This window comes from Arthrobacter sp. HMWF013, assembly GCF_003061105.1.
Taxonomy (GTDB): domain Bacteria; phylum Actinomycetota; class Actinomycetes; order Actinomycetales; family Micrococcaceae; genus Arthrobacter.
This window is the reverse complement of the sequence record NZ_QAIQ01000083.1, coordinates 1-19106: the sequence shown is the minus strand read 5'-3', so window position 1 is coordinate 19106 and position 19106 is coordinate 1. Positions and strand designations below refer to the sequence as shown.

Below are 19106 nucleotides of genomic sequence, written 5' to 3'. Positions count from 1 at the left end.
GGGCCGCAGGATTGCTACTTCGCGTCGGGTGCGGTGACGCTGGCGGAGGCCTTCAGAGTCTCTGCGTTCACCATCCACGCGTACTGCTCCAGTTTGGCGATGAATTCGTGCAGCAGGTCCGCTGTGGTGGGATCCTCTTCATCCACTTCGTCGTGTACCTTGCGCATGGTCCCCACCGCGGCTTCGAGTGCCGCGACGATCCGCTCGATGGCGTCCTTGGTGTTGATGAGGCCCTCGGGGAACTGTGCCAGGCTGGTGGACCCGGCAACGGTGGCGCTGCGGCCGTCCGGGAGGGCGTGAAGGGCACGCATTCGCTCTGCCATATCGTCAGCGAACTGCCGGGCAGCGTCCACGATTTCGTCCAGCTGCAGGTGAAGGTCCCGGAAGTTGGTGCCCACAATGTTCCAGTGGGCCTGCTTGCCCTGGATGTGCAGCTCAATCAGATCAGCAAGAACGGCCTGCAGATTGTTGGTCAGGGTCGGTGAAGCTTTCATGAATCCTCCTCGATCGGTCCAGTACTGCCGACGCTATCAGCCACGCGGGCGCAGCGGACCGGGAGAGGTGCGGATTTCTCAGTGAGCTTACTAATTTCGCCAAGGCAAGGTTGGTGCCATGTTACTTTTCAGTAATGACAAGCACGAGAACTGCGCTGGCCAGGCTCCTCACCCGCCCTGCAGGGAAGGTCTCGGTTCCGCGGGTGGTTGCCGCAGTGGCGCTGGGCGGTTCGCTGGTCTTCGCCGGAATCAGCCACCTGACCGTGGCCCGCCAGGAGTTCCAGGCCCAGGTCCCGCCTTGGTTCCCACTGGATAAGGACTTCGTGGTTCTGGCATCCGGCGTGGTGGAGATAAGCCTTGGGGCCGCACTGATCGCCCTCCGCAAACGCCGTGTCCCGGTAGGACTGTGCGCGGCAGCATTTTTCATCCTGATCTTTCCCGGGAACATCTCGCAGTACGTGACCCAAACGGACGGGTTCGGCTTGAACACGGACCGTGCCCGGCTGGTGAGGCTGTTCTTCCAGCCCGTGCTGGTGGTGTGGGCACTGTGGTCTACCGGAGCGTGGCAGGAACTGCGCGCGGCGTTGCGCCAGCAAAGGTTCGGCGACTGACGCTGGTCAGAAACCACAGCGGCGCCCTGCCGGAAAGGTCTTCCGGCAGGGCGCCGCTCTTTTGGTTCCATTTCCTATCTCAACGGCCACCGGTCAGCGGGCGGGCTGTCACCAGAAGTGGGCAACATCCACCACCAGCCGGGATCCCGAACCCGGTCCGTCCAGGGTGAAGACCCGGAACGGAAGCCTGGCGCGAACGCCCAGTCCGAGGCTTGTGTAGCCTTCGAAGCTGTTGGCCCAGGCCACCTGCCGGAAGGTCTGGTACCCCGCAACGTTGGTCACGTCGACCCTGTTTTTCGGCTCGTAAGTGGCACTTCCGCTGCCGTCATAGGCCGGTGCGTTCACAGTCACCTGGAGGAACGCGCTGCCCCGGAGCGGAACGCTGAAACCCGAGCCGTCCTGGACCACCGTTGGAACATACCGGACTGTGTAGCCGTCCACCGGACCGTTGAGGTCAACAACCATCCGGTCGAAGCAGTAGTGCTGCCCCGTCCTGACGTTGGTGACGGGTGCGCCGCTCATGTCGCTGTCTGATTTCGCCAGCGATCCCCATACGAGCCCGCAATAGGATGTGGTTGCCGAGGCAGGCCCCGGAGCCACGAAACCCAACCCGGCAGCCATCAAAATGACCGCCAGCCACGTAGGAAACTTCTTCATTGTGGGCCACCCTTCGAGTGATTTGGTAGCTCAAGCGTAGGAGTTTCACGCGGCCTTATTAAGGGTTGTTGCCGCTTCGGCGCGGAACTGTTAGGGAGGGTATTTTCCGGTCACGCAGGCGTAATTCTGCAGCACTCCTTGGGGCCGCTGACACACGATTAACGCCGAATCTGCACCCCGCCGTTACGCATCATAACGACGCCGGACCGGGCCTTCGGGAGGCTCTAGCCTTCACACTCGATGCAGTACTTCATGCCGTTCTTTTCGCGTGCCACCTGGGACCGGTGGCGGACCAGGAAGCAGGAGGAGCAGGTGAACTCATCGGACTGCTCGGGGACAACCACCACTGTCAACTCTTCGCCGGAAAGATCGGCTCCCGGCAGGTCGATTCCTTCGGCGGTGTCGTTCTCCTCGACGTCGATGACCGCGGTCTGGGCATTGCTACCGCGGGAAGCCTGCAGCGCCTCCAGTGACTCGGCGGAAGACTCGTCGTCGGTCTTGCGTGGAGCGTCGTAATCGGTTGCCATGGCGGGGTTCACTTTCGTTGCTGCGCGGTACCATTTCAGGCACCTCAGTGAAGCAGTTTAGGGCATACCACGCTCACTTAGGCAATAGTGTGGGCAACCAGACAGATTGCGTCAGTGCCTCCCGGGATACGCTGGAAACCCAAGCAATCCACGTGGTAGCCCCCGGGAGGCAGCATGGCCGTCAAACTCAACCACAAAGCATTGACGCTCGCGCGGAAACTGGTCAAAGCCGGAAAAGTTGCACACGATGTCCGCGATGACTGGAGCGAGCATGCACCTTCTGCGGACGCCGAGAATGCGTTCATCGATAAACACGGCTTTGCAGACTTCGCAGAATGGCACCTTGGCCGGGACGACGACAGGTCCGAGGGGACAAAGGGCAGCGTCAGCTTTCCTTTCGGGGACTTCAAAAAGGTCCACCGGTGTGCTGTCATTTCGCTGGAAAGCCGGGCCGCCCAACACGGGCACGACGAAATCCGCGATGCCGCCAGGAAACTCCTGGAACTGATCGACTCGGACCGGGAGGGGAATCCCTCGTAAAGGCATGGCAGTTCACCGGAACCGACAATTCCCTGGAGCTGAACGAGGTCCCCGAGCCACATGCGAGCCGGGGGCAGGTCGGCGGACATCACGGATGCAATCGATAAGCTCCCAGCCGGGGGCGTGGTGGGGCGCTATATTGCGATGTATTGACATGATGTCCCGAAGCCGGCGGACCCAGGCGTCCGGGGCACTCTGCGGATGAGGCATTCGAACCATGGTCCGAAAGGCCCATCCCTGACCGAGGAGCTTGCTTGTCGTCCCCTCTCCCGTCCCGCCGCAATGTGCTTGGTGCCGGCGCCAGCGCGGCTGCCCTGGGCTTCGTCTTCGGAGTGGCCGGAAGCCTGGCGCCCTTCGCGCGACCTGCTACAACCCCCATGCGCAACGCCCTCGGTTACGGGACATTGGTCCCGGACCCGGAGGGCATCCTCGCGCTCCCCGAAGGCTTCTCCTACAGGATCCTGGCTCGTTCCGGGAAGACGTCCACCGCCGAGGGAGTGCACCCCTCCGACCCCGATGGGATCGGAGTGTTCGAGGCTCCCAACGGTGGCTCGGTCCTGGTCTGCAACCATGAAAACGGCGGGTCCGAACCTTACCCGGTTCCCGTCGTCGAGGGCCTTACCTACGATTCCGGTGCGAAGGGTGGAACATCCACCATCCTGGTGGACACCGAGGGTAACCGGGTGGGGCAGTACACCTCCGTTGCCGGCACCAACAATAACTGCGCAGGGGGGATCTCCCCCTGGGGCACCTGGCTTACGTGTGAGGAAACCGAAGCACGCGCGGGGACGGGCAGCAACACCAAGGACCACGGCTACGTCTTCGAGGTGGACCCCACCAGCCGCGAGGCCAACCTCGGCCGCTCAGCCATCCCGCTGAAATACCTGGGCCGCTACTCCCACGAGGCCGTCGCCGTCGATCCCGCCACCACGCAGATCTACCTCACCGAGGATGCCGTCAACCCCAACGGCCTCTACCTCCGCTGGACCCCGCCTGCAGGATTCACCCCCGGCAAGGGCTCCCTCCATGACCTGGCAATGTCCAACGGCGGCGACGTCGCCGGACGGCTGCAGGCGATGAAGTGCTTCCATGGCTCCACCCACATCAAGGAGCTTTCCGAGGCCACGACGGTTGGCACCTGCTACACAGTGGAATGGGTGGACGTGCCTGACCGAGACGCCCGCACCACCTCCGTCCGAAAGCAGTTTTCCGGCAACGAGGTCACCCGGGCGCACAAACTGGAGGGGCAGTGGTGGGGCGACGGCGGAGCATACTTCGTCTCGAGCTTCGCCCGCAGGGGTGATGGTTCAGTCAACGAACACGACGGCCAGGTGTGGCACTACAGCCCCGGCACGAGGTCGATCACGCTGACCACCAGCTTTGGACTCACCCGCGGGGCGGATCCCGACCGGGTTTTCGAGGGCCCCGACAACATCACGGTGGCACCCCAGGGTGGCCTGATCGTCGCCGAAGACGGCAGAGGCATGACCCACCTCGTTGGCGTGACAAGCGGGGGCATGTCCTACCCGCTGGCCCGGAACGAGTACAACGACTCCGAGTTCTGCGGGCCAGCCTTCAGCAAGGACGGAAGGTGGCTCTTCGCCAACATCCAGTCTCCCGGCTTCACTTTGGCAATCACCGGGCCGTGGACGCGCCTCGCGACTGCTTCCACCAACGGCTGATCTGCGCCGGGCGTCCTGCAGCCGGAGACCTCTTCAACGATCGGTGTGCACGCCTTCTTTGACCCACAGCGTGTCGCCCTCCACCCGGTCGAGCTCATCCGAGGCCAGGTATGCGTGGCCAGCGAACAAACCGGGCTTGTCGACTTTCACGTAGCCGATTCGCAGCAGTCTCTCCGCGGTATGGTGGGACAGCTTGGACGCCTCCGCGAAATCGTTGATCACCGAACCGACGAGGCCTCCCGTTTCAGGGTCGACCTGTCCATCCGAAGTCACGGCCTCAGGATCACCCATTTTCAGGTCCTCGACCTTGCCGAGCTTTTTCCCGTCCGGAGCCACCACGTGCATTCCTTCACGCACCTGCTCAATGACCGACATGACGTTCTCCTTTGCATACAACGCTGGATGCAAAAACCAGTCTAGGCCTCGCCGGCAGCCAGAAACAGAGGCCGCTACATTCGCCACCCCGGAACGGGAGCACAGGAGCCGGTCAGTTCACCAGGACGGGAGGACCGGCAGCGGGCCGTCAGCATCTACATGTTCGGCATCTCCGCGGGCCAGCCACTGAAGCAGGCCTTCGCGGTCGGATGCCACGCGCAGTCTGCCGTCGCCGATGACCCATTCGTCCCGTTCTTCGGTCACCAGGGTCATATCCGGAGCACCCTTGGCACGCAGCGACCGCACGGCGGATTCAAGGGCATCCAGCAGCGAATCCGGATCGGCTTCCTCAATGGTCCAGGCAGTGGCGAGGTCATGGTGATGCACCACCACCTCGGCTATCCGGAGGGCCACAATGGAGGTGGCCGGGACCGCCTTGCCGCCCACTTGCACCTCTTGCGCCACGAGTTCCCCGTTGAGCCGCTGTGCCTGTTCGGCAAATTTCCGGGCGGATATCCGCAGTTGCCCAACGAGCTCCTCCCGTGGCAGGGCAGCCAGGGCGGCGATCTCTTGGGAGCGGGCCTCGCTTGAGGCATAGAGGGGGCGTTCCTCGCCCGTTGTCGCCCAGTCAATGAGCTTTACCAGCGCTTGGCCATTGGAGGCGAGGTGTGCAATAACATCGGCGCGTGTCCATCCCTCACACAGCGAGGGAACGGTGAGCTCGTCATCGGCAAGGGACTCGACGGTGGCGAGCAACATGTCCGTCTCCCTGCCGAGGCGGGACAGATCCGAGTGGAGGCGTGCTGGGTTGATCATGGTGCCAGCCTACCCACGGGCCGCTACCCGAACCACTGTTCACGGGCCGCTGTTCCATACCCAAATCGTCTGGACTGAGACGGGATGGACCGACGGACCCGCCGCCACTAAAACGGGCCGTTTGAGAGCCCCAACATATGAATGACCCCCGGGCGGAAAGCCGGGCATTCCCCTCATATGGCTTGTGTCACACGTCTGTCAGGCTGGATGCACTCGGAGGACGGCCCCTCGGATCCTCCCGGTGCCGCAGGCCTCCACTTCGCTCAGAAAGGACTTGGAGACCATGTCACAACCGCATGCTGTCATCGCCGAAAATCCACAAAAGGAGGCGCGCACCGCAAATTGGGTCGCCTTCGTCATCTGCACGGCCCTCCTGTTTGACGGGTACGACCTCGTCATTTACGGCACCGTCCTTCCGGGGCTGCTTGCCGACCCGGGCCAGATCGGCTCATTTGATGCGGTCGCTGCCGGCCTTCTTGGCTCCTGGGCACTTATCGGAGTCCTCGTGGGCTCACTGGTCTGCGGCGCCATCGGTGACTTTTTCGGCCGGCGGCGTCTGATGCTCCTGGGCATCGCCTGGTTCTCCGTCGGTATGTTCGTTACAGCATTCGCCACCACCGTCCCTGCCTTCGGTGCCTTGCGGTTTATCACCGGGCTCGGCTTGGGGGTCGTTATCGCAACGGCAGGTGCCACCATGGCTGAATTCGCCCCTGCGGGAAGGCGGCAGTTCTACAACGCGATTGTGTATTCCGGGGTCCCGGCAGGCGGGGTCATGGCCTCGATCCTCGGCATCCTGTTCCTCAACAGCATCGGCTGGCGCGGGCTGTTCATCCTGGGCTCCCTCCCCCTGGTCATCCTGCTGCCCATCGCCTGGTTCAAGCTCCCGGAGTCGCCGCGGTGGCTGCTCTCCCGAGGCCGTGAACAGGAGGCCCTGGCCGCAGCACAGCGTACCGGCGTCCCGCTCATCGAGGAGCGGGTCATCCTGGAGGTCGGTGCCGCGCCGCAGAAGACCGGCTTTGCGGCCGTATTCTCCCGTCAGTTCGCCGTCGCATCGGTCCTGTTGGCCCTGATGTCCTTCTCCGGCCTCCTGCTGACGTACGGACTCAATACCTGGCTGCCCAAGATCATGGAAGGCTACGGCTATGGGCGGACGTACTCCCTCTTCTTCCCGCTCGCCCTGAACCTTGGCGCAGTGGCAGGCGGTTTGCTCGCGTCCCGCCTGGCTGACAAGAGCGGACCCCAGCGGGTCATCGCCGCGACGTTCGCGCTGGCCACGATTTCCTTGGCACTGATGACCTTCAGCTTCCCGCTGCCCCTGCTTTTCGCCTTCATTGCCCTCGCCGGCGTCGGAACGCTTGGCACACAGGTACTGATTTACGGGTTCCAGTCCAACTACTTCACCACCAATGCCCGCGCGGCCGGCGTTGCCTGGTGCGCCAGCGTGGGCCGGCTGGGCGGGGTGCTGGGCCCGATCATCGGAGGCTGGCTGGCAGCTGCCGGCATCGGCGGGTCCACGGCTTTTTACATCTACGGTGCCGTGGCACTCTTCGGCGCTGTGGTCACAGTCCTGGTACCCCGCCAGCGGAAGCTTGAGGAGGCCGAGCACAAAGTAGAGGAGATTGCCGAAGGGCGGGCAGTGGACAGCGCACCTTCAGAGGTACTCAAGTAGTGGACCGCGACCGCCCCGGACATCATTACGTCTGATGGATAACCTAGTAGGGCTTATTATGGTTATTATTTGAATCAATGAGCCTGGGGCGGTACCGTCGCTGGCCGGTGAGCTGAAGGACGGCCCTCCCGTGGACATCCGCCAACTGAATTACTTCATCGCGGTTGCCGAAGAGCGGCACTTTGGCCGCGCGGCCAAGCGCCTCCATATGGCCCAGCCACCGCTCTCCCAGCAGATCCGCCAGCTGGAAGACCTGATTGGGGTCCAGTTGCTGAACCGCACCACCCGCAGGGTGGACCTCACGGCGGCGGGCCAACTCCTCCTGGACCGGGGACGTCAGATCGTCAATGACGTAGCGACTCTTCAGGCCGACGTCTATCAGGTGGGAAAGGGCGCAACCGGTGTCCTGCGGGTGGGCTTCTCGGGTTCGGCAACTTATGGCGTGATGCCCCAGGTTGCGCGCCTTGCCAAACAACTGCTGCCGGGCCTGTCCCTTGCCCTGCACGGCGAAATGCTCACGCCGTCCATGGAGGCGGGCCTGCGGAACGGTACCCTGGACGCCGCGTTGCTGCGGCCGCCAGTCACAGCACAGGACATCGACTACCTGACGGTGGCCCGCGAGCCACTGATTGTCGCGCTTCCCTCCTTCAGTGCCCTGGCGGTGGACCAGCCCGTGGCGATGCACGAACTGCAGGACCAGGACTTCATTGCCTACCCGCCCGAATCCGTGCTTTACCGCACCACCGCCGACCTCTGCCGCCAGGCGGGTTTCCAGCCGCGCATCACGCAGGTGGTCGGGGAGACCTCGACGATGCTGGCGTTTGTGGCTGCAGGGGGCGGGGTGGCGGTCATGCCGTCCAGCGTGCAGGCCTTCCAGCTTGAAGGTGTGGCCTACCGCGAAATTGAAAACGTCCCCGAAGTGGAGCTCGCCGTCGCCTGGATGCGCGGGCACCACTCTGCACTGCTCAAAAACTTTCTGGACGTCGTCGTCACCGCTACCGCGGCACCGGCGGCGCCAGGCCCCACGGCCGGCCCTCTGCCGATTCCCACTGATGAAAGGCTTTCCCGCTTATGAAGATCGCAGCCATTGAGGCGATTCCCTACTCGATCCCCTATCTTCATCCATTGCATTTCGCCTCCGGTTCCGTACACGAGGCAGATCACGTGCTGATCCGGCTCCGCACCGATGACGGCGTGGTGGGAACCGCCGATACCCCGCCGCGCCCATACACCTACGGTGAGACGCAGAAGTCGATCGTGGCGGTGGTGGAGGACATGTTCGCTCCGCAGCTGATCGGCGTCGATATTTTTGACCGCGAAAAAGTCCAGTCAGTCCTGCACCGGACCATCCACAACCAGACGGCCAAGGGGGCCGTGGACATCGCCCTGTGGGATGTCATCGGCAAGACTCTCGGTCAGCCGGTGACAAAGCTGCTGGGCGGGTACACCGACTCGCTCCGGGTCTCCCACATGCTCGGCTTTAAGCCTGCCCAGGAGTTGCTGGCCTTGGCGCTGGAGTTCCGCGGGACCTATGGCATCAACACGTTCAAGCTCAAGACCGGCCGCCGTCCCCTTAGCCTCGACATTGAGGCCGCACGGGTACTCCGGGAAGGTCTCGGCGAGGACGCTGAGCTGTACATGGACGCAAACCGCGGATGGTCAGCCAATGAGGCAGCCGAGGTGCTGCGCCGCACGGCGGAATTGGGCCTGCAGTTCCTGGAGGAGCCCGACGACGCCCGCGAAGTCCTCGGCCGGCGTCGCCTCGTGACGAACTCCCCCATCCCTATTGCCGCGGACGAGTCCGCTGCAAACCTTGGGGAGGCCGCGCGGGAAATTCTTACCGGCGGCGCAAATCTCCTTGCGGTGAAGACTGCCCGGTCCGGTTTTACCGAGGCGGCGAAAATCGTTGGCATGGCCGAGGGGATGGGCATTGACGTCTACATCGGCAACCAGATCGACACCCAGGTCGGCACGGTGGCCTCGGTGGTCTTCGGTGCCGCCTTCGCCCATTCGGCCAAACGTGCAGCGGAGCTGTCCAACTACCTGGACATGGCCGATGACCTCTTGGCCGAGCCCTTGGCCATCACCGGCGGACGCATCCGTGTTCCGGAGGGGCCTGGTGTGGGCACCGCCGTGGATGAAGAAAAGCTCTCGCACTATCGCGCCGACCGCTAAGAAACCGCTGTACCGAAAGGACATTCATGAAGTACCTGGTCCATATGGACGTAAACCTGCCCGCAGACCTTCCGGCAGCTGAAGCCGCGGAGATCAAAGCCACGGAAAAGGCCTACTCGCAGGAGCTGCAACGCTCGGGCAAGTGGCCGGAGATCTGGAGGGTGGTGGGTGAATACGCCAACTATTCGATCTTCGACGTCGATTCGAACGATGAACTCCACGAGATCCTGCAGAACCTGCCGCTGCTCCCGTACATGGATATCTCCGTGGTCCCGCTCGCGAAGCACCCGTCTGACGTCAAGTAATCCCCGACATCAAGTAATCGCCGGCCCCGGGGCTGCCAGTGCCTGCTGTGTTCCGGTGTCAGTCCTTGGCCCGGAACACGGCGGCGAGCTCGCTGCGGGAGCGGATTCCCATCTTCCGGTAAAGCCGGGTCAGGTGGTACTGCACGGTCTTCTCTGCCAGGAACAGGGTCCGGGCCGCTTCCTTGTTGGTGGCGCCGCCGGCTACCAGCTCGGCCACGGCGCGTTCCTGTGCTGTGAGCTGAAGGTGGTGGTCGCTGACGGCGGTCAGCACGGGGTCGGCCGGGTCCGGCAGGTTCCCGACGTCGAGCCCCGTTGCCTTGAGCTCCCGGTCGCACCGTTCCACGTACGTCGCCGCCCCAAGGGAGTCGTAGAGGTCACGGGCGGCCCGCAGGACCGACGAGGCCAGGCGTCGTTTGCCTGCCCGGCGCATGCTTTGGCCGAACGCAAAACTCACCCGGGCCCGCAGGTATGGCCGGTTGAGCCCCCTGAGGTGCCCCAGGGACGCCTCGAAATGCTCCCTGGCAGTGTCGGGGTCTCCCTGCGCAGCCACCAGTCTTCCCCTCGCCCAGGCCATCCGGGCCATATCCGAGGGTACTTCCCGCTCGCGCGGCACGCGCTCGAACGCCGTGAGGAAAACGTCGGCGGCGTCCAGCTGGTCGGTCATGACCAGGGCGTTGACATAGGTGTCCTGCCAGGGCCAGAAGGACACCCGGTTCTCGGTCCACGGGTCCAGCTCCGTGAGCGGCTGCAGAACAGCCAAGGCCCCCTCATAATCCGCCCTCGCCTCGTGGAAGCGCGCACGGGCGAGGGTGGCCGGTACCTGCATGGCACGGTACGTTCCTGGCTGCACAGCCGCCTGCGACACGTAGTACCGGGCCCGGTCCCAGTCGCCCCGCATGGACCAGAGCTCCGCTGCAGTCCAATAAAGCAGCGGGCGGATCAGCGGCATCCGCGACGTCTCAAGGCGGACGGAGGCGCGCGCCACGGTGGCTGCCGCTGCATCCCAGTTGCCGAGCACCAGGTGGGTGCGGGCCAGCCACGCCTCGGCCCACAGCGAAATCCTCATGGAGCCACCCCGGTATTCAGTAGGGGCTGCCGACTCGAAGTTCACCAGAGCTGTCTCGACGTTGTCGAGGCGCAGCGCCAGCCAGCCCGCGCCCATCTGGACCCGTTGTTTCTGGGCGTTCTCGGAAGCATGTTCGAAGGCCCGGCGATAGGAGGCTTCCGCAGCGGAAAGCCGGCCCTGGGCGTACAGGCCCAGGCCGTAGATGGCCTCCGACTCAATGTGGGCTGGGGTCCCCGGCTGGGTAAGTTCCATGGCCCGTTCTGCCCACGTGGTGATGGCCGGCCCGTCCCACGAGGCCACACCGTGCAGGACGAAACGCTGCGCCACCTGCGCGGCGGCCGTTGGATCACGCTGCGGGTTGGAGGTGCGCCAGGCCATCTCCAACTGCGTCTGGGCACTGTCGTTCTGTCCCGACGCGGTGGAGAGGTATCCCAGGACGGAGGAGCGGAGCGGCGACGGCGGCAAAGCGTCCACTGCCGCCATCCACATCTGGGCCTGGGCGATGTTGCCCGAACCCACCAGGGCATCCACCGCCCTCAGGAGCCTGTCGTTCCGGGAACGTATGTCCTGGGAAAGACGGGACGCGGAGAACAGGGCCGTCGACGCGTCCTGCCACGCTCCAACAAGTGCTTGGCCTCGGGCAAAATCCTCCAATTCCCCGGCAAGGGCTTCATCCGCGCCGGGTGTGGCGGAGACCCGGTGGCCCAACCGTTCGCCCTCGGGCTGCACGGCTTCAGCGGCCAGCCGATGAAGCGCGATCCGCCGGCTGGGGGCGATCTGTTGGTAGACAGCCGCGTCGGTGCCCGGTTCAAAGAACGCGACGGCGGAACGTGCCTGGTCAACACTCAACCCCAGCAGCCCGGCGCCGTGCCCCTCGTCAAGTGCTGCCATAATGTGTTCCACCCCGCTGACCTGGGAAACCTCCGCCATGCTCCCGGCGCGACTGAGCACTGACGCTGCCTCCGCGACAGCAACCAGCTCCGGGGACGCTGCCTCCAGGACACTGCGGACCCGGGCGCGGACGCGGGACGTCGGAGGCAGCGAGGGAAACCAGGTCTGCCAGGTTTCCGCCGGAAGCTCACGCAGCAGCTCCACGATCGGTTGAGCGAGTCCTCGCGTGTGCTGGACCAGTCCGTGTGCTGCCGTGGCACTGAGGTCCAGGCCGAGCATCCTCCGCGCTAGATCCTGAACCTGCTGAGGGGTTAACGGATCCAGCGGAATACTGGCGACTTGGTGGCCGGTCAGGAAATCCAGCACACCGCTGGGGACGCGCAGGGCGTCATCGGGGTTGAGGGTGAGAACGAACAGAACCCGTTTTCCGTACAGCCGGCGCATGACGAACGTCAGGATGCGCAGACTCTCAACATCAAGTTTGTGGACGTCGTCGATGGCGACGACTACGCTGCCGTGGGCCTGCAGTGCTTCGAGGTGGGTACTGAGGGTGGAAGCGTAATTAACCACCTGGGCGGCCGTGAGAGCCGGAACGGGGCCCGCGGGCAGTGCAGGGCCGCCGTCGTAATCCTTTGCCGAGCGCAACGGCGAGGTGAGCATCAGCTGGGAGTATCCGGCGAGCGGAAACTGCGCCTCCCATTCGTCGCCCATGGCGGACAGTACCCGGACACCACGGGCCACGGTGCGGCAGTGCTCAAGAAAGAGCTCCAGCACGGCGGTCTTCCCGGACCCGGATGGGCCGCTGACCACAACTGCGCCCACTTTGCCCTTACGGACGGTGCGGAGAATGCCCAGCAGTTCCTCAAAGATTCCTGCCCGGCCGGCAAGGGGAAATCCCTCCGCAGATTCGCCTTTGATGGAGCCCGCCGTCATGGCCGCAACTCTACCGGAGCCGGCCGGCCGGACCTGACGGCGGGCTTCCATCACGGTGGCCTTAGCCCAGGTCCCCGCCGGCAACCGGAATGATGGTTCCGGTCAGGTATGACGCCTCATCTGAGCCGAGGAAGACGATGGGGGCGGCCTGTTCGTCCAAAGTCCCGTACCGCTTGAAAATCGACGAGTCGACGGTTTGGTCAACGATCACCTGATACCAGGCCTTCTCCGCGGAGGATTCGGCCTCCGGGCCACGCTTGACCTTGCGGGCCGGGGCCTCGGTTCCACCGGGGGCTGTCGCCACCACGCGGATGCCACGTCCTCCCACCTCCATCGCCAATGACTGGGTCAGTGCGTTGACACCGCCCTTGGCTGCCGCATACGGCACCCGGTGGAGCCCGCGGGTGGCTACTGACGAAACGTTGACGATGGTGCCGGAGCCCTGCTGCAGCATTGCCGGCAGCACCGCCCGGCAGGTCCAGAGGGTGGGAAAAAGGGATCGCCGGATCTCTTTCTCGATCTTGTCCTCGTCGTATTCCTCGTACGGGCGGGCCCAGATGGTGCCGCCCACGTTGTTGACGAGCACATCCACGCGGCCGTGGGCGGCCAGTGCCGCGTCCACGGCCTGCTGTGCTCCTGCGAAGGTCTCCAGGTCCGCGGTCACGGAGAGGGCGGAGCCGCCGGAACCGGAAACTTTTGCCGCCTCCTGTATCCCGCGCGCCACCTCATGAACCAGGTCGGCCCGGTCTACGAGAACGACGGCGCCGCCCTCGGCCCCGATGCGCTCGGCCACCTTCTGGCCGATGCCCTGCGCGGACCCTGTCACAACAACTACCCTGCCGGCGTACCGGCCGGGCGTCACGAACTGTCCGGCATAGGGCTGCGACATCAGCGTCCCGCCTTGGCGTCGATGGCCCCGGCCATGGTTTCCTTGGCGTCGTGGGCGTGGGCCATGATGACTTCCCGGACCCGCGCTTTGTCCTGGCGCTCGAAGGCGTCAACGATATCGACGTGGTCCTGGATGACCCGCTCGAAAATCCTGGTTCCTGTTTCGAAGGCCGCCGCCATCTGGGCGTGGACGTCCAACCGGCGGTAGGACTCGAGCAGCATGGGATTGTTGCAGACCATAAAGAGGTATTCGTGGAACTCCTCATTGGTCCGCGCGAACTCGTCCGGTTCCTGGATGGTGCCGGCATTGACGGAGCGGGTGGTGGCTTCGGCGAGCCGGCGGAACTGCTGCAGTTGCTCGTCGCTCAGCCGGCCCAGCATCAGCTCGCTCACGGCAAGCTCCAGGCCCATGCGCGCGTCGAGTTGGGCGAAGCTGTCCTCCTTACGGAAATCAAGACGGCCGGTCTCCAGGGACGAGACCGCCTCGCTGCGGCTCATCGTGTCACCTTCTGCCGCGATCTTCTCTGCGGGTACCGGCGCACCTGTTTCCGCATCACCGCCGGTGGTTTCCTTGGGGGCAAAGCGCTCGAAGTAGAAGTTGGCGGGCTTGATGCCCTCGGAGTCCAGCCACTTCGACACTGCGTTCACCATGGGAGGGGGCCCGCAGAGGTAGATGTCGACGTCGCCGTCGAACAGGTGCGAGGGCTCAATGATCTGGGTGACATAGCCCGTGTGGGGTGCAGAGGTTCCGGGTTCGGAAGCAATGTAGTCCCACGTGAATCCGGGCAGCTTCGCCTCATAGTCCCGCAGCCACTCGAGCCCGACGATATCCGCCTCACGGGTCAGTCCGTAGATCAGGTGGACAGGTACCGACGCCGGAGTTTCGGAGAGCTTCTCGAGGATGGACATGAGCGGGGCCAGGCCTGTACCGCCTGCCAGAAGCAGCAGGGGCCGCTTGGGCTCGCGCAGGAAGAAGGAACCATACGGGCCGGTGAATTCGATGGTGTCGCCCACGGCTGCGCGATCACGCAGGTACTCGGACATCGCACCCTGTGGTGTAACCCTCACCATGAACGAGGAATCCTGGACCTCGGGGCCGCTGCTGAACGAATAGGAACGCTCCGCATCGGTTCCGGGGACCTTGATGTTGACGTACTGGCCCGGCAGGAAGGCCAATGCATCCCGGTTGTCCACCTCCAAGGTGAAGGACACAGTGGTTTCCGAGTGCTTGTTGAGTTCCTTCACCGTTGAGGTGAAGGTGGTGGCTCCCGTTTTCGCCGATTCGGACGTGGCGGGGATCTGAATGGCAAGATCCGATTCGGGAACCGCCTGGCACGTCAGCAGGTAGCCCTTTTCGAGCTCATCCTCCGTCATAGCGTCGTCGATGTAATCGCCCGGATCGAAGGAGCCGGAATCGCAGAAGGCCTTGCAGGTGCCGCAGGCACCATCCCGGCAGTCCGAGGGAATATTGATGCGTGCTTTGTAAGCGGCGTCCATGACGGTCTCGTAGTCGCCGACCTTGATGACCTTGGTGACGCCGTCCTCGAAGCTGAGGGCAACTTTGTGGCCCATGGTTTCCTCCTGGTTGGGGCCGCGTCGACGCGGCCCGGGAAAGTAAAGATGTGCCCTAGGGACACGTGTTTGGAAGCGTCCAAGGCCAGCGCCGGGCATACGCCGGGCGCCGGCTCGGAGCCGTCAGATCATGTAGATGTCCACCACGTGATGGATGTAGTCGTTCTTGAGGACGACCTTCTTTTTCAGGATGACGGGCTCGCCGCCGGCAAGATCGATCGTGTAAAAGCTGGTCCCGAAGTACGTGTCCGTTGTGTTGTAGCGGACGTACAGGGTGAACCAGTTGAAGCGGACTTTCACCTGGTCGCCATCGCGTTCCATGATTTCGACGCCGGTGATGTTGTGCCCGGTACGGGGCTCCGGGAGGGACGTGGCCGAGGACCGGTCCGTCTTGATCCGGAAAACACGGTCCTCAATCCCGCCGCGGTTGTCGTAGTAGATGAGCGAGATCTCGTTCTGCGGATCCTCGGTCAGCCGGTCATCGACGTCCCAGGCGGGCATCCAGAACTCAGAGTCCGGGTGGTAGCACTGGAGCCACTCGTCGAACTGGCGGTCATCCAGCAGGCGGGCTTCCTTGTACAGGAAGGCACGGACAGTTTCGAGGGTCGCGATCTCTTCAGCGCTCTTGAGCGCCGGAGCTGGCTTTGTCAGGTTGGTCATGGCTAATGCACTCTCTCTGGTTCGAGGTGGTCCGGATCAGGCGGTGACGGGAACGGTGTCCAGGGCGGAAAGCTCCTGCTCCGCCAGGGCCCGGTCCATCACTTCCTTCCAGTACCCGTGCTGGATCGGGTAGAGCCCCTCATCCTCGGTGCGCACCCCGGAAGCGATGACCCTGGTCATCCCCAGTGCCTGGGCCTGCTCGTCAGGGCCCGCGATCTCATGGGTTGACCCGCGGGTCATGTCGTTCCAGGGCGCCGAGGTGGCCCAGTACGTTTTGTTGCAGGACCGGAACTCCTCGAGGTCGTCCGGTGTGGCCATGCCGGTGGCGTTGAAGAAGTCCTCGTATTGGCGGATGCGCTTGGCACGGTTCTCCTGCGATTCGCCCTTGGGGGCGATGCAGTAGATGGTCACTTCGGTCTGGTCCGCGGAGATGGGACGGAAGTGGCGGATCTGCGAAGAGAACTGGTCCATGATGTAGACGTTCGGGTACAGGCAGAGGTTCCGGGAAATGTTGATCATGAAGTTGGCCATCTCCTCGCCGTACTTGGCAACGAGCTCCTCGCGGCGGTCCCACAGCGGGCGGTCCTCCGGGTTGGTCCATTCCTGCCACAGCAGCAGGTGTCCGTGGTCGTAGGAGTAGAAGCCGCCCTTGACCTTGCCCCATTTGCCGGCGTCCATGGCCTTGGTCTTGTTCGCGGAGTCGCCGGCGGTGCGGCGTGCAGTGGTGGCGGCGTAGTTCCAGTGCACTGCGGTGACGTGGTAACCGTCGGCGCCGTTTTCCGCCTGCACCTTCCAGTTGCCGTCGTAGGTGTAGGTGGACGCGCCGCGCAGCACCTCCAGTCCTTCCGGGGACTGGTCCACGATGGAGTCGATTACCTTGGTGGCGTCACCCAGGTGCTCTTCGAGCGGGAGAACGTCAGCCTTCAATGAGCCAAAGAGGAAGCCCCGGTAGGACTCGAACCGGGCAACCTTGGTGAGGTCGTGGGAACCCTCTTTGTTGAAGGATTCCGGGTAGCCGGCGTTGCGGGAGTCTTTGACCTTCAGCAGTTCACCCGAGTTCTTGAACGTCCAGCCGTGGAACGGGCAGGTGAACGTGGTGCGGTTGTCCGTCTTACGGCGGCACAGCATCGCGCCGCGGTGCGAGCAGGCATTGACGAGGCAGTTTAGGTTTTCGTCCTTGTCCCGGGTGATCATCACAGGAGTGCGGCCGATGTTGGTGGTGAAGTAGTCCCCCACATTGGGAATCTGGGATTCGTGGGCGAGGTAAACCCAGTTGCCCTCGAAGATGTGCTTCATCTCCAGTTCGAAGATCTCTTCATCTGTGAAAATCTCGCGCTTGGCCCGGATGACGCCGTTCTCACGGTCGTCGATCACGGCGTCGGCAAGGACCTCCCGGACATGGTTCAGGTTCTCGGTCATGGCTGCTCCTTCATTGGAGAGTGCTGGACGGATGGGCTGGTGGTCCGGGCAAGCGCGCGGTACGCCCAGGACGTTTGTCAGCCAAGTCTTGCCTACAGTGATAGCTCTCACATCAGGCAAATGCCTAGGTTCGACCAAGGGTGTTTTTATGTCTTGTTATTGACAGAAAACCGGCTAAATCGATATTTGTAGCGTCCTTATTTCAGATCTACGATGAACAGACATCACCCCCAAAATTCAAAGAGGAGTTTGGACATCACCATGACCGAGACCCAAGCAGACACCCGTAAAGAAGACGAGGGCACTGCAGTCGAAGCCGGCTCCAAAGCCACTGAGCGCTTCACTACCTCCGGCAAGCTCTCGCACCTGGATGTGTCCAAGGAACGAGTGAGCCTGCTCGCCGGTGCGCTCATCAAGGCTGCCAACGACATCGTCGTGGAACACCAGGTCACCTACGAGGAGTACAACGCGCTCAAGGCCTGGCTCATCAAGGTAGGAACTGACGGGGAATGGCCGCTGTTCCTCGACGTGTGGCTGGAGCACACCGTGGAGGGTGTCAACTCCCAGGACCGCCCCGGCACCGTGGGCACCATCGAGGGACCCTACTATGTGCCGGGCTCTCCGGTTCTGCAGACCCCGGGCACCGTCGAAATGCGTGAGGACGAGGAGGGCACCCCGCTGCACTTCAGCGGCCGCTTCACCGATACGGACGGCAACCCTATCCAGAACGCCCAGGTGGAGATCTGGCACGCCGACAGTGCCGGGTTCTACTCCCAGTACGCCCCTGGCCTGCCGGACTGGCTCTTCCGGGCGACGGTCAAGGCGGACGACGACGGCCGCTTCGTCATCAACACGATGCGCCCCGCGCCGTACCAGATCCCCACGGACGGGGCCTGCGGACAGCTGATCAACGCTGCAGGCTGGCACGCCTGGCGCCCGGCGCACATCCATATCAAGGTCTCCGCGCCGGGGTTCCAGCCGGTAACCCAGCAGCTCTACTTCCCGGGCGACCCGCACAACGCAGACGACATCGCCTCGGCGGTCAAGCCCGAGCTGATGCTCGACCCCAAGCCCCGCACCGACGGCGGGGCCGGCGAAGAAGTGGTCTACGACTACGTCCTCGCCAAGGAAGGCCAGCACAAGTAAGAACCACAGCTGGGAATCGTTGCCGGCGCCGCGGCCCGGTACCGAAGGCGCCCTGGAGTGCAAACTCCAGGGCGCCTATTATTTTGCCGACGTTGCCAGGAGCCCGAATGCTGCCATCCCGCCAGGACCCACCTGCCATCCCCCGAGCTGGAACTGTTGCGGCTGATCCACCCCGGCCCCTGCTGGAACGGCCGGGTGTTCGGCCTGCAGGTGTCCGCCAGGTCCTCCGTGATCTGGGCCTGCCCTATGTTTCCAACGGTTTGATCGGCCTCATTTTCTCAGCTTCGGGCCCCATAGCCGTCACCCTGGCCGTGGGAGCGGCGGGAGGACTCACCGAAGCCCAACTGGCGTCGTGGGTGTTTGGCATCCTCTTTTCGGGCGGGGCAGCCACCCTGGTCATGTCCCTTCTCTATAAACAGCCTCTGGGCTTCGCCTGGTCCATTCCCGGGACGGTGCTTCTGGGTCCGTCCCTTCAGCACCTTTCCTTTGCCGAAGTGGTGGGGGCCTTCTTCATGTCCGGAATTCTGGTCCTCGCGTTGGGCGCCTCAGGAGTGGTGCGGCGGATCATGGAAGTGGTTCCGATGCCCATTGTCATGTCCATGGTGGCCGCTGTCTTCCTGAAATTCGGCACGGACATCGTTGTCTCCACACAGGCGAACCCCGTGGTGGCGGTCCCCATG

At 63.7% G+C, this 19106-nt stretch carries 19 protein-coding genes; 9 read left to right on the top strand and 10 right to left on the bottom strand.

Annotated elements, in window-relative coordinates; all coding sequences use genetic code 11:
• Positions 1–14: 14 nt before the first annotated feature.
• A complete protein-coding gene (locus tag DBR22_RS03985; protein WP_108597889.1) occupies positions 15–494 on the bottom strand; it encodes a Dps family protein in 480 nt (159 codons plus the stop codon).
• 134 nt (positions 495–628) lie between these two features.
• Between DBR22_RS03985 and DBR22_RS03980 the strand changes: the two genes are divergently transcribed.
• A complete protein-coding gene (locus DBR22_RS03980; protein WP_108597888.1) occupies positions 629–1105 on the top strand; it encodes a DoxX family protein in 477 nt (158 codons plus the stop codon).
• Between the two features lie 108 nt (positions 1106–1213).
• Here DBR22_RS03980 and DBR22_RS03975 read toward each other — a convergent pair whose 3' ends face one another.
• Together DBR22_RS03975 and DBR22_RS03970 are read right to left on the bottom strand one after the other, a co-directional pair.
• Positions 1214–1762: an AMIN-like domain-containing (lipo)protein gene (locus tag DBR22_RS03975; protein ID WP_108597887.1), complete on the bottom strand. Its 549-nt coding sequence runs from the start codon at positions 1760–1762 to the stop codon at positions 1214–1216.
• A 224-nt stretch (positions 1763–1986) separates the two neighbouring features.
• Positions 1987–2289: a DUF4193 domain-containing protein gene (locus DBR22_RS03970; protein WP_108597886.1), complete on the bottom strand. Its 303-nt coding sequence runs from the start codon at positions 2287–2289 to the stop codon at positions 1987–1989.
• Positions 2290–2463: 174 nt separating this feature from the next.
• Between DBR22_RS03970 and DBR22_RS03965 the strand changes: the two genes are divergently transcribed.
• The gene (locus DBR22_RS03965; RefSeq protein WP_108597885.1) at positions 2464–2829 is read left to right on the top strand and encodes a hypothetical protein; all 366 of its coding nucleotides are present in this window, start codon (positions 2464–2466) and stop codon (positions 2827–2829) included.
• A 254-nt stretch (positions 2830–3083) separates the two neighbouring features.
• Positions 3084–4511, top strand: a complete 1428-nt coding sequence (locus DBR22_RS03960; RefSeq protein ID WP_219928072.1) for an alkaline phosphatase PhoX — start codon at positions 3084–3086, stop codon at positions 4509–4511.
• A gap of 33 nt (positions 4512–4544) precedes the next feature.
• Here DBR22_RS03960 and DBR22_RS03955 read toward each other — a convergent pair whose 3' ends face one another.
• Together DBR22_RS03955 and DBR22_RS03950 are read right to left on the bottom strand one after the other, a co-directional pair.
• The gene (locus DBR22_RS03955; RefSeq protein ID WP_108597884.1) at positions 4545–4886 is read right to left on the bottom strand and encodes a hypothetical protein; all 342 of its coding nucleotides are present in this window, start codon (positions 4884–4886) and stop codon (positions 4545–4547) included.
• Between the two features lie 117 nt (positions 4887–5003).
• On the bottom strand, positions 5004–5702 hold the full coding sequence (locus DBR22_RS03950) for a maleylpyruvate isomerase family mycothiol-dependent enzyme (RefSeq protein ID WP_108597883.1): 699 nt from the start codon (positions 5700–5702) through the stop codon (positions 5004–5006).
• A gap of 283 nt (positions 5703–5985) precedes the next feature.
• Between DBR22_RS03950 and DBR22_RS03945 the strand changes: the two genes are divergently transcribed.
• The 4 genes from DBR22_RS03945 (at position 5986) to catC (ending at position 9851) form a co-directional block, all read left to right on the top strand.
• Complete coding sequence (locus DBR22_RS03945; RefSeq protein WP_108597882.1) at positions 5986–7371, top strand: MFS transporter; 1386 nt, start codon at positions 5986–5988, stop codon at positions 7369–7371.
• Positions 7372–7501: 130 nt separating this feature from the next.
• Positions 7502–8446, top strand: a complete 945-nt coding sequence (locus tag DBR22_RS03940; RefSeq protein WP_108597881.1) for a LysR substrate-binding domain-containing protein — start codon at positions 7502–7504, stop codon at positions 8444–8446.
• Entirely contained in the window at positions 8443–9546 is a 1104-nt protein-coding gene (locus DBR22_RS03935) for a mandelate racemase/muconate lactonizing enzyme family protein (protein ID WP_108597880.1), read from the top strand. Before DBR22_RS03940 ends, DBR22_RS03935 begins: the two co-directional genes overlap by 4 nt.
• A gap of 26 nt (positions 9547–9572) precedes the next feature.
• Positions 9573–9851, top strand: a complete 279-nt coding sequence (gene catC / locus DBR22_RS03930) for a muconolactone Delta-isomerase (protein WP_108597879.1) — start codon at positions 9573–9575, stop codon at positions 9849–9851.
• Between the two features lie 58 nt (positions 9852–9909).
• On the opposite strand, the gene DBR22_RS03925 is transcribed toward catC, so the two are convergent.
• From DBR22_RS03925 to benA, 5 genes are all read right to left on the bottom strand, one after another.
• Positions 9910–12792 carry a LuxR family transcriptional regulator gene (locus DBR22_RS03925; RefSeq protein ID WP_258229031.1) on the bottom strand — a complete coding sequence of 961 codons (2883 nt, stop codon included), beginning with the start codon at positions 12790–12792 and terminating at the stop codon, positions 9910–9912.
• 10 nt (positions 12793–12802) lie between these two features.
• Positions 12803–13630 carry a 1,6-dihydroxycyclohexa-2,4-diene-1-carboxylate dehydrogenase gene (locus DBR22_RS03920; protein WP_108597878.1) on the bottom strand — a complete coding sequence of 276 codons (828 nt, stop codon included), beginning with the start codon at positions 13628–13630 and terminating at the stop codon, positions 12803–12805.
• Positions 13630–15201, bottom strand: coding sequence for a benzoate 1,2-dioxygenase electron transfer component BenC (benC, locus tag DBR22_RS03915; protein ID WP_108597877.1), 1572 nt, complete (start codon positions 15199–15201; stop codon positions 13630–13632). Before benC ends, DBR22_RS03920 begins: the two co-directional genes overlap by 1 nt.
• A gap of 123 nt (positions 15202–15324) precedes the next feature.
• Positions 15325–15861, bottom strand: coding sequence for a benzoate 1,2-dioxygenase small subunit (gene benB / locus DBR22_RS03910; protein ID WP_108597876.1), 537 nt, complete (start codon positions 15859–15861; stop codon positions 15325–15327).
• A 36-nt stretch (positions 15862–15897) separates the two neighbouring features.
• Positions 15898–17280 carry a benzoate 1,2-dioxygenase large subunit gene (gene benA, locus DBR22_RS03905; RefSeq protein ID WP_108597875.1) on the bottom strand — a complete coding sequence of 461 codons (1383 nt, stop codon included), beginning with the start codon at positions 17278–17280 and terminating at the stop codon, positions 15898–15900.
• A gap of 261 nt (positions 17281–17541) precedes the next feature.
• Between benA and catA the strand changes: the two genes are divergently transcribed.
• Positions 17542–18426 (top strand): catechol 1,2-dioxygenase, encoded by an 885-nt coding sequence (gene catA / locus DBR22_RS03900; RefSeq protein WP_258229030.1) that lies wholly within the window; start codon positions 17542–17544, stop codon positions 18424–18426.
• A 107-nt stretch (positions 18427–18533) separates the two neighbouring features.
• Positions 18534–19106: benzoate/H(+) symporter BenE family transporter (locus DBR22_RS03895; protein ID WP_181365014.1), on the top strand; the 573-nt coding region annotated here is incomplete at its 3' end.

Excerpts from the sequence above, each read along its gene's own strand:
- DBR22_RS03985 (WP_108597889.1), bottom strand. The coding sequence starts at position 494 with ATGAAAGCTTCACCGACCCTGACCAACAATCTGCAGGCCGTTCTTGCT.
- DBR22_RS03980 (WP_108597888.1), top strand. The coding sequence starts at position 629 with ATGACAAGCACGAGAACTGCGCTGGCCAGGCTCCTCACCCGCCCTGCA.
- DBR22_RS03975 (WP_108597887.1), bottom strand. The coding sequence starts at position 1,762 with ATGAAGAAGTTTCCTACGTGGCTGGCGGTCATTTTGATGGCTGCCGGG.
- DBR22_RS03970 (WP_108597886.1), bottom strand. The coding sequence starts at position 2,289 with ATGGCAACCGATTACGACGCTCCACGCAAGACCGACGACGAGTCTTCC.
- DBR22_RS03965 (WP_108597885.1), top strand. The coding sequence starts at position 2,464 with ATGGCCGTCAAACTCAACCACAAAGCATTGACGCTCGCGCGGAAACTG.
- DBR22_RS03955 (WP_108597884.1), bottom strand. The coding sequence starts at position 4,886 with ATGTCGGTCATTGAGCAGGTGCGTGAAGGAATGCACGTGGTGGCTCCG.
- DBR22_RS03950 (WP_108597883.1), bottom strand. The coding sequence starts at position 5,702 with ATGATCAACCCAGCACGCCTCCACTCGGATCTGTCCCGCCTCGGCAGG.
- DBR22_RS03945 (WP_108597882.1), top strand. The coding sequence starts at position 5,986 with ATGTCACAACCGCATGCTGTCATCGCCGAAAATCCACAAAAGGAGGCG.
- DBR22_RS03935 (WP_108597880.1), top strand. The coding sequence starts at position 8,443 with ATGAAGATCGCAGCCATTGAGGCGATTCCCTACTCGATCCCCTATCTT.
- catC (WP_108597879.1), top strand. The coding sequence starts at position 9,573 with ATGAAGTACCTGGTCCATATGGACGTAAACCTGCCCGCAGACCTTCCG.
- DBR22_RS03925 (WP_258229031.1), bottom strand. The coding sequence starts at position 12,792 with ATGGAAGCCCGCCGTCAGGTCCGGCCGGCCGGCTCCGGTAGAGTTGCG.
- DBR22_RS03920 (WP_108597878.1), bottom strand. The coding sequence starts at position 13,630 with ATGTCGCAGCCCTATGCCGGACAGTTCGTGACGCCCGGCCGGTACGCC.
- benC (WP_108597877.1), bottom strand. The coding sequence starts at position 15,201 with ATGGGCCACAAAGTTGCCCTCAGCTTCGAGGACGGCGTCACCAAGGTC.
- benB (WP_108597876.1), bottom strand. The coding sequence starts at position 15,861 with ATGACCAACCTGACAAAGCCAGCTCCGGCGCTCAAGAGCGCTGAAGAG.
- benA (WP_108597875.1), bottom strand. The coding sequence starts at position 17,280 with ATGACCGAGAACCTGAACCATGTCCGGGAGGTCCTTGCCGACGCCGTG.
- catA (WP_258229030.1), top strand. The coding sequence starts at position 17,542 with ATGACCGAGACCCAAGCAGACACCCGTAAAGAAGACGAGGGCACTGCA.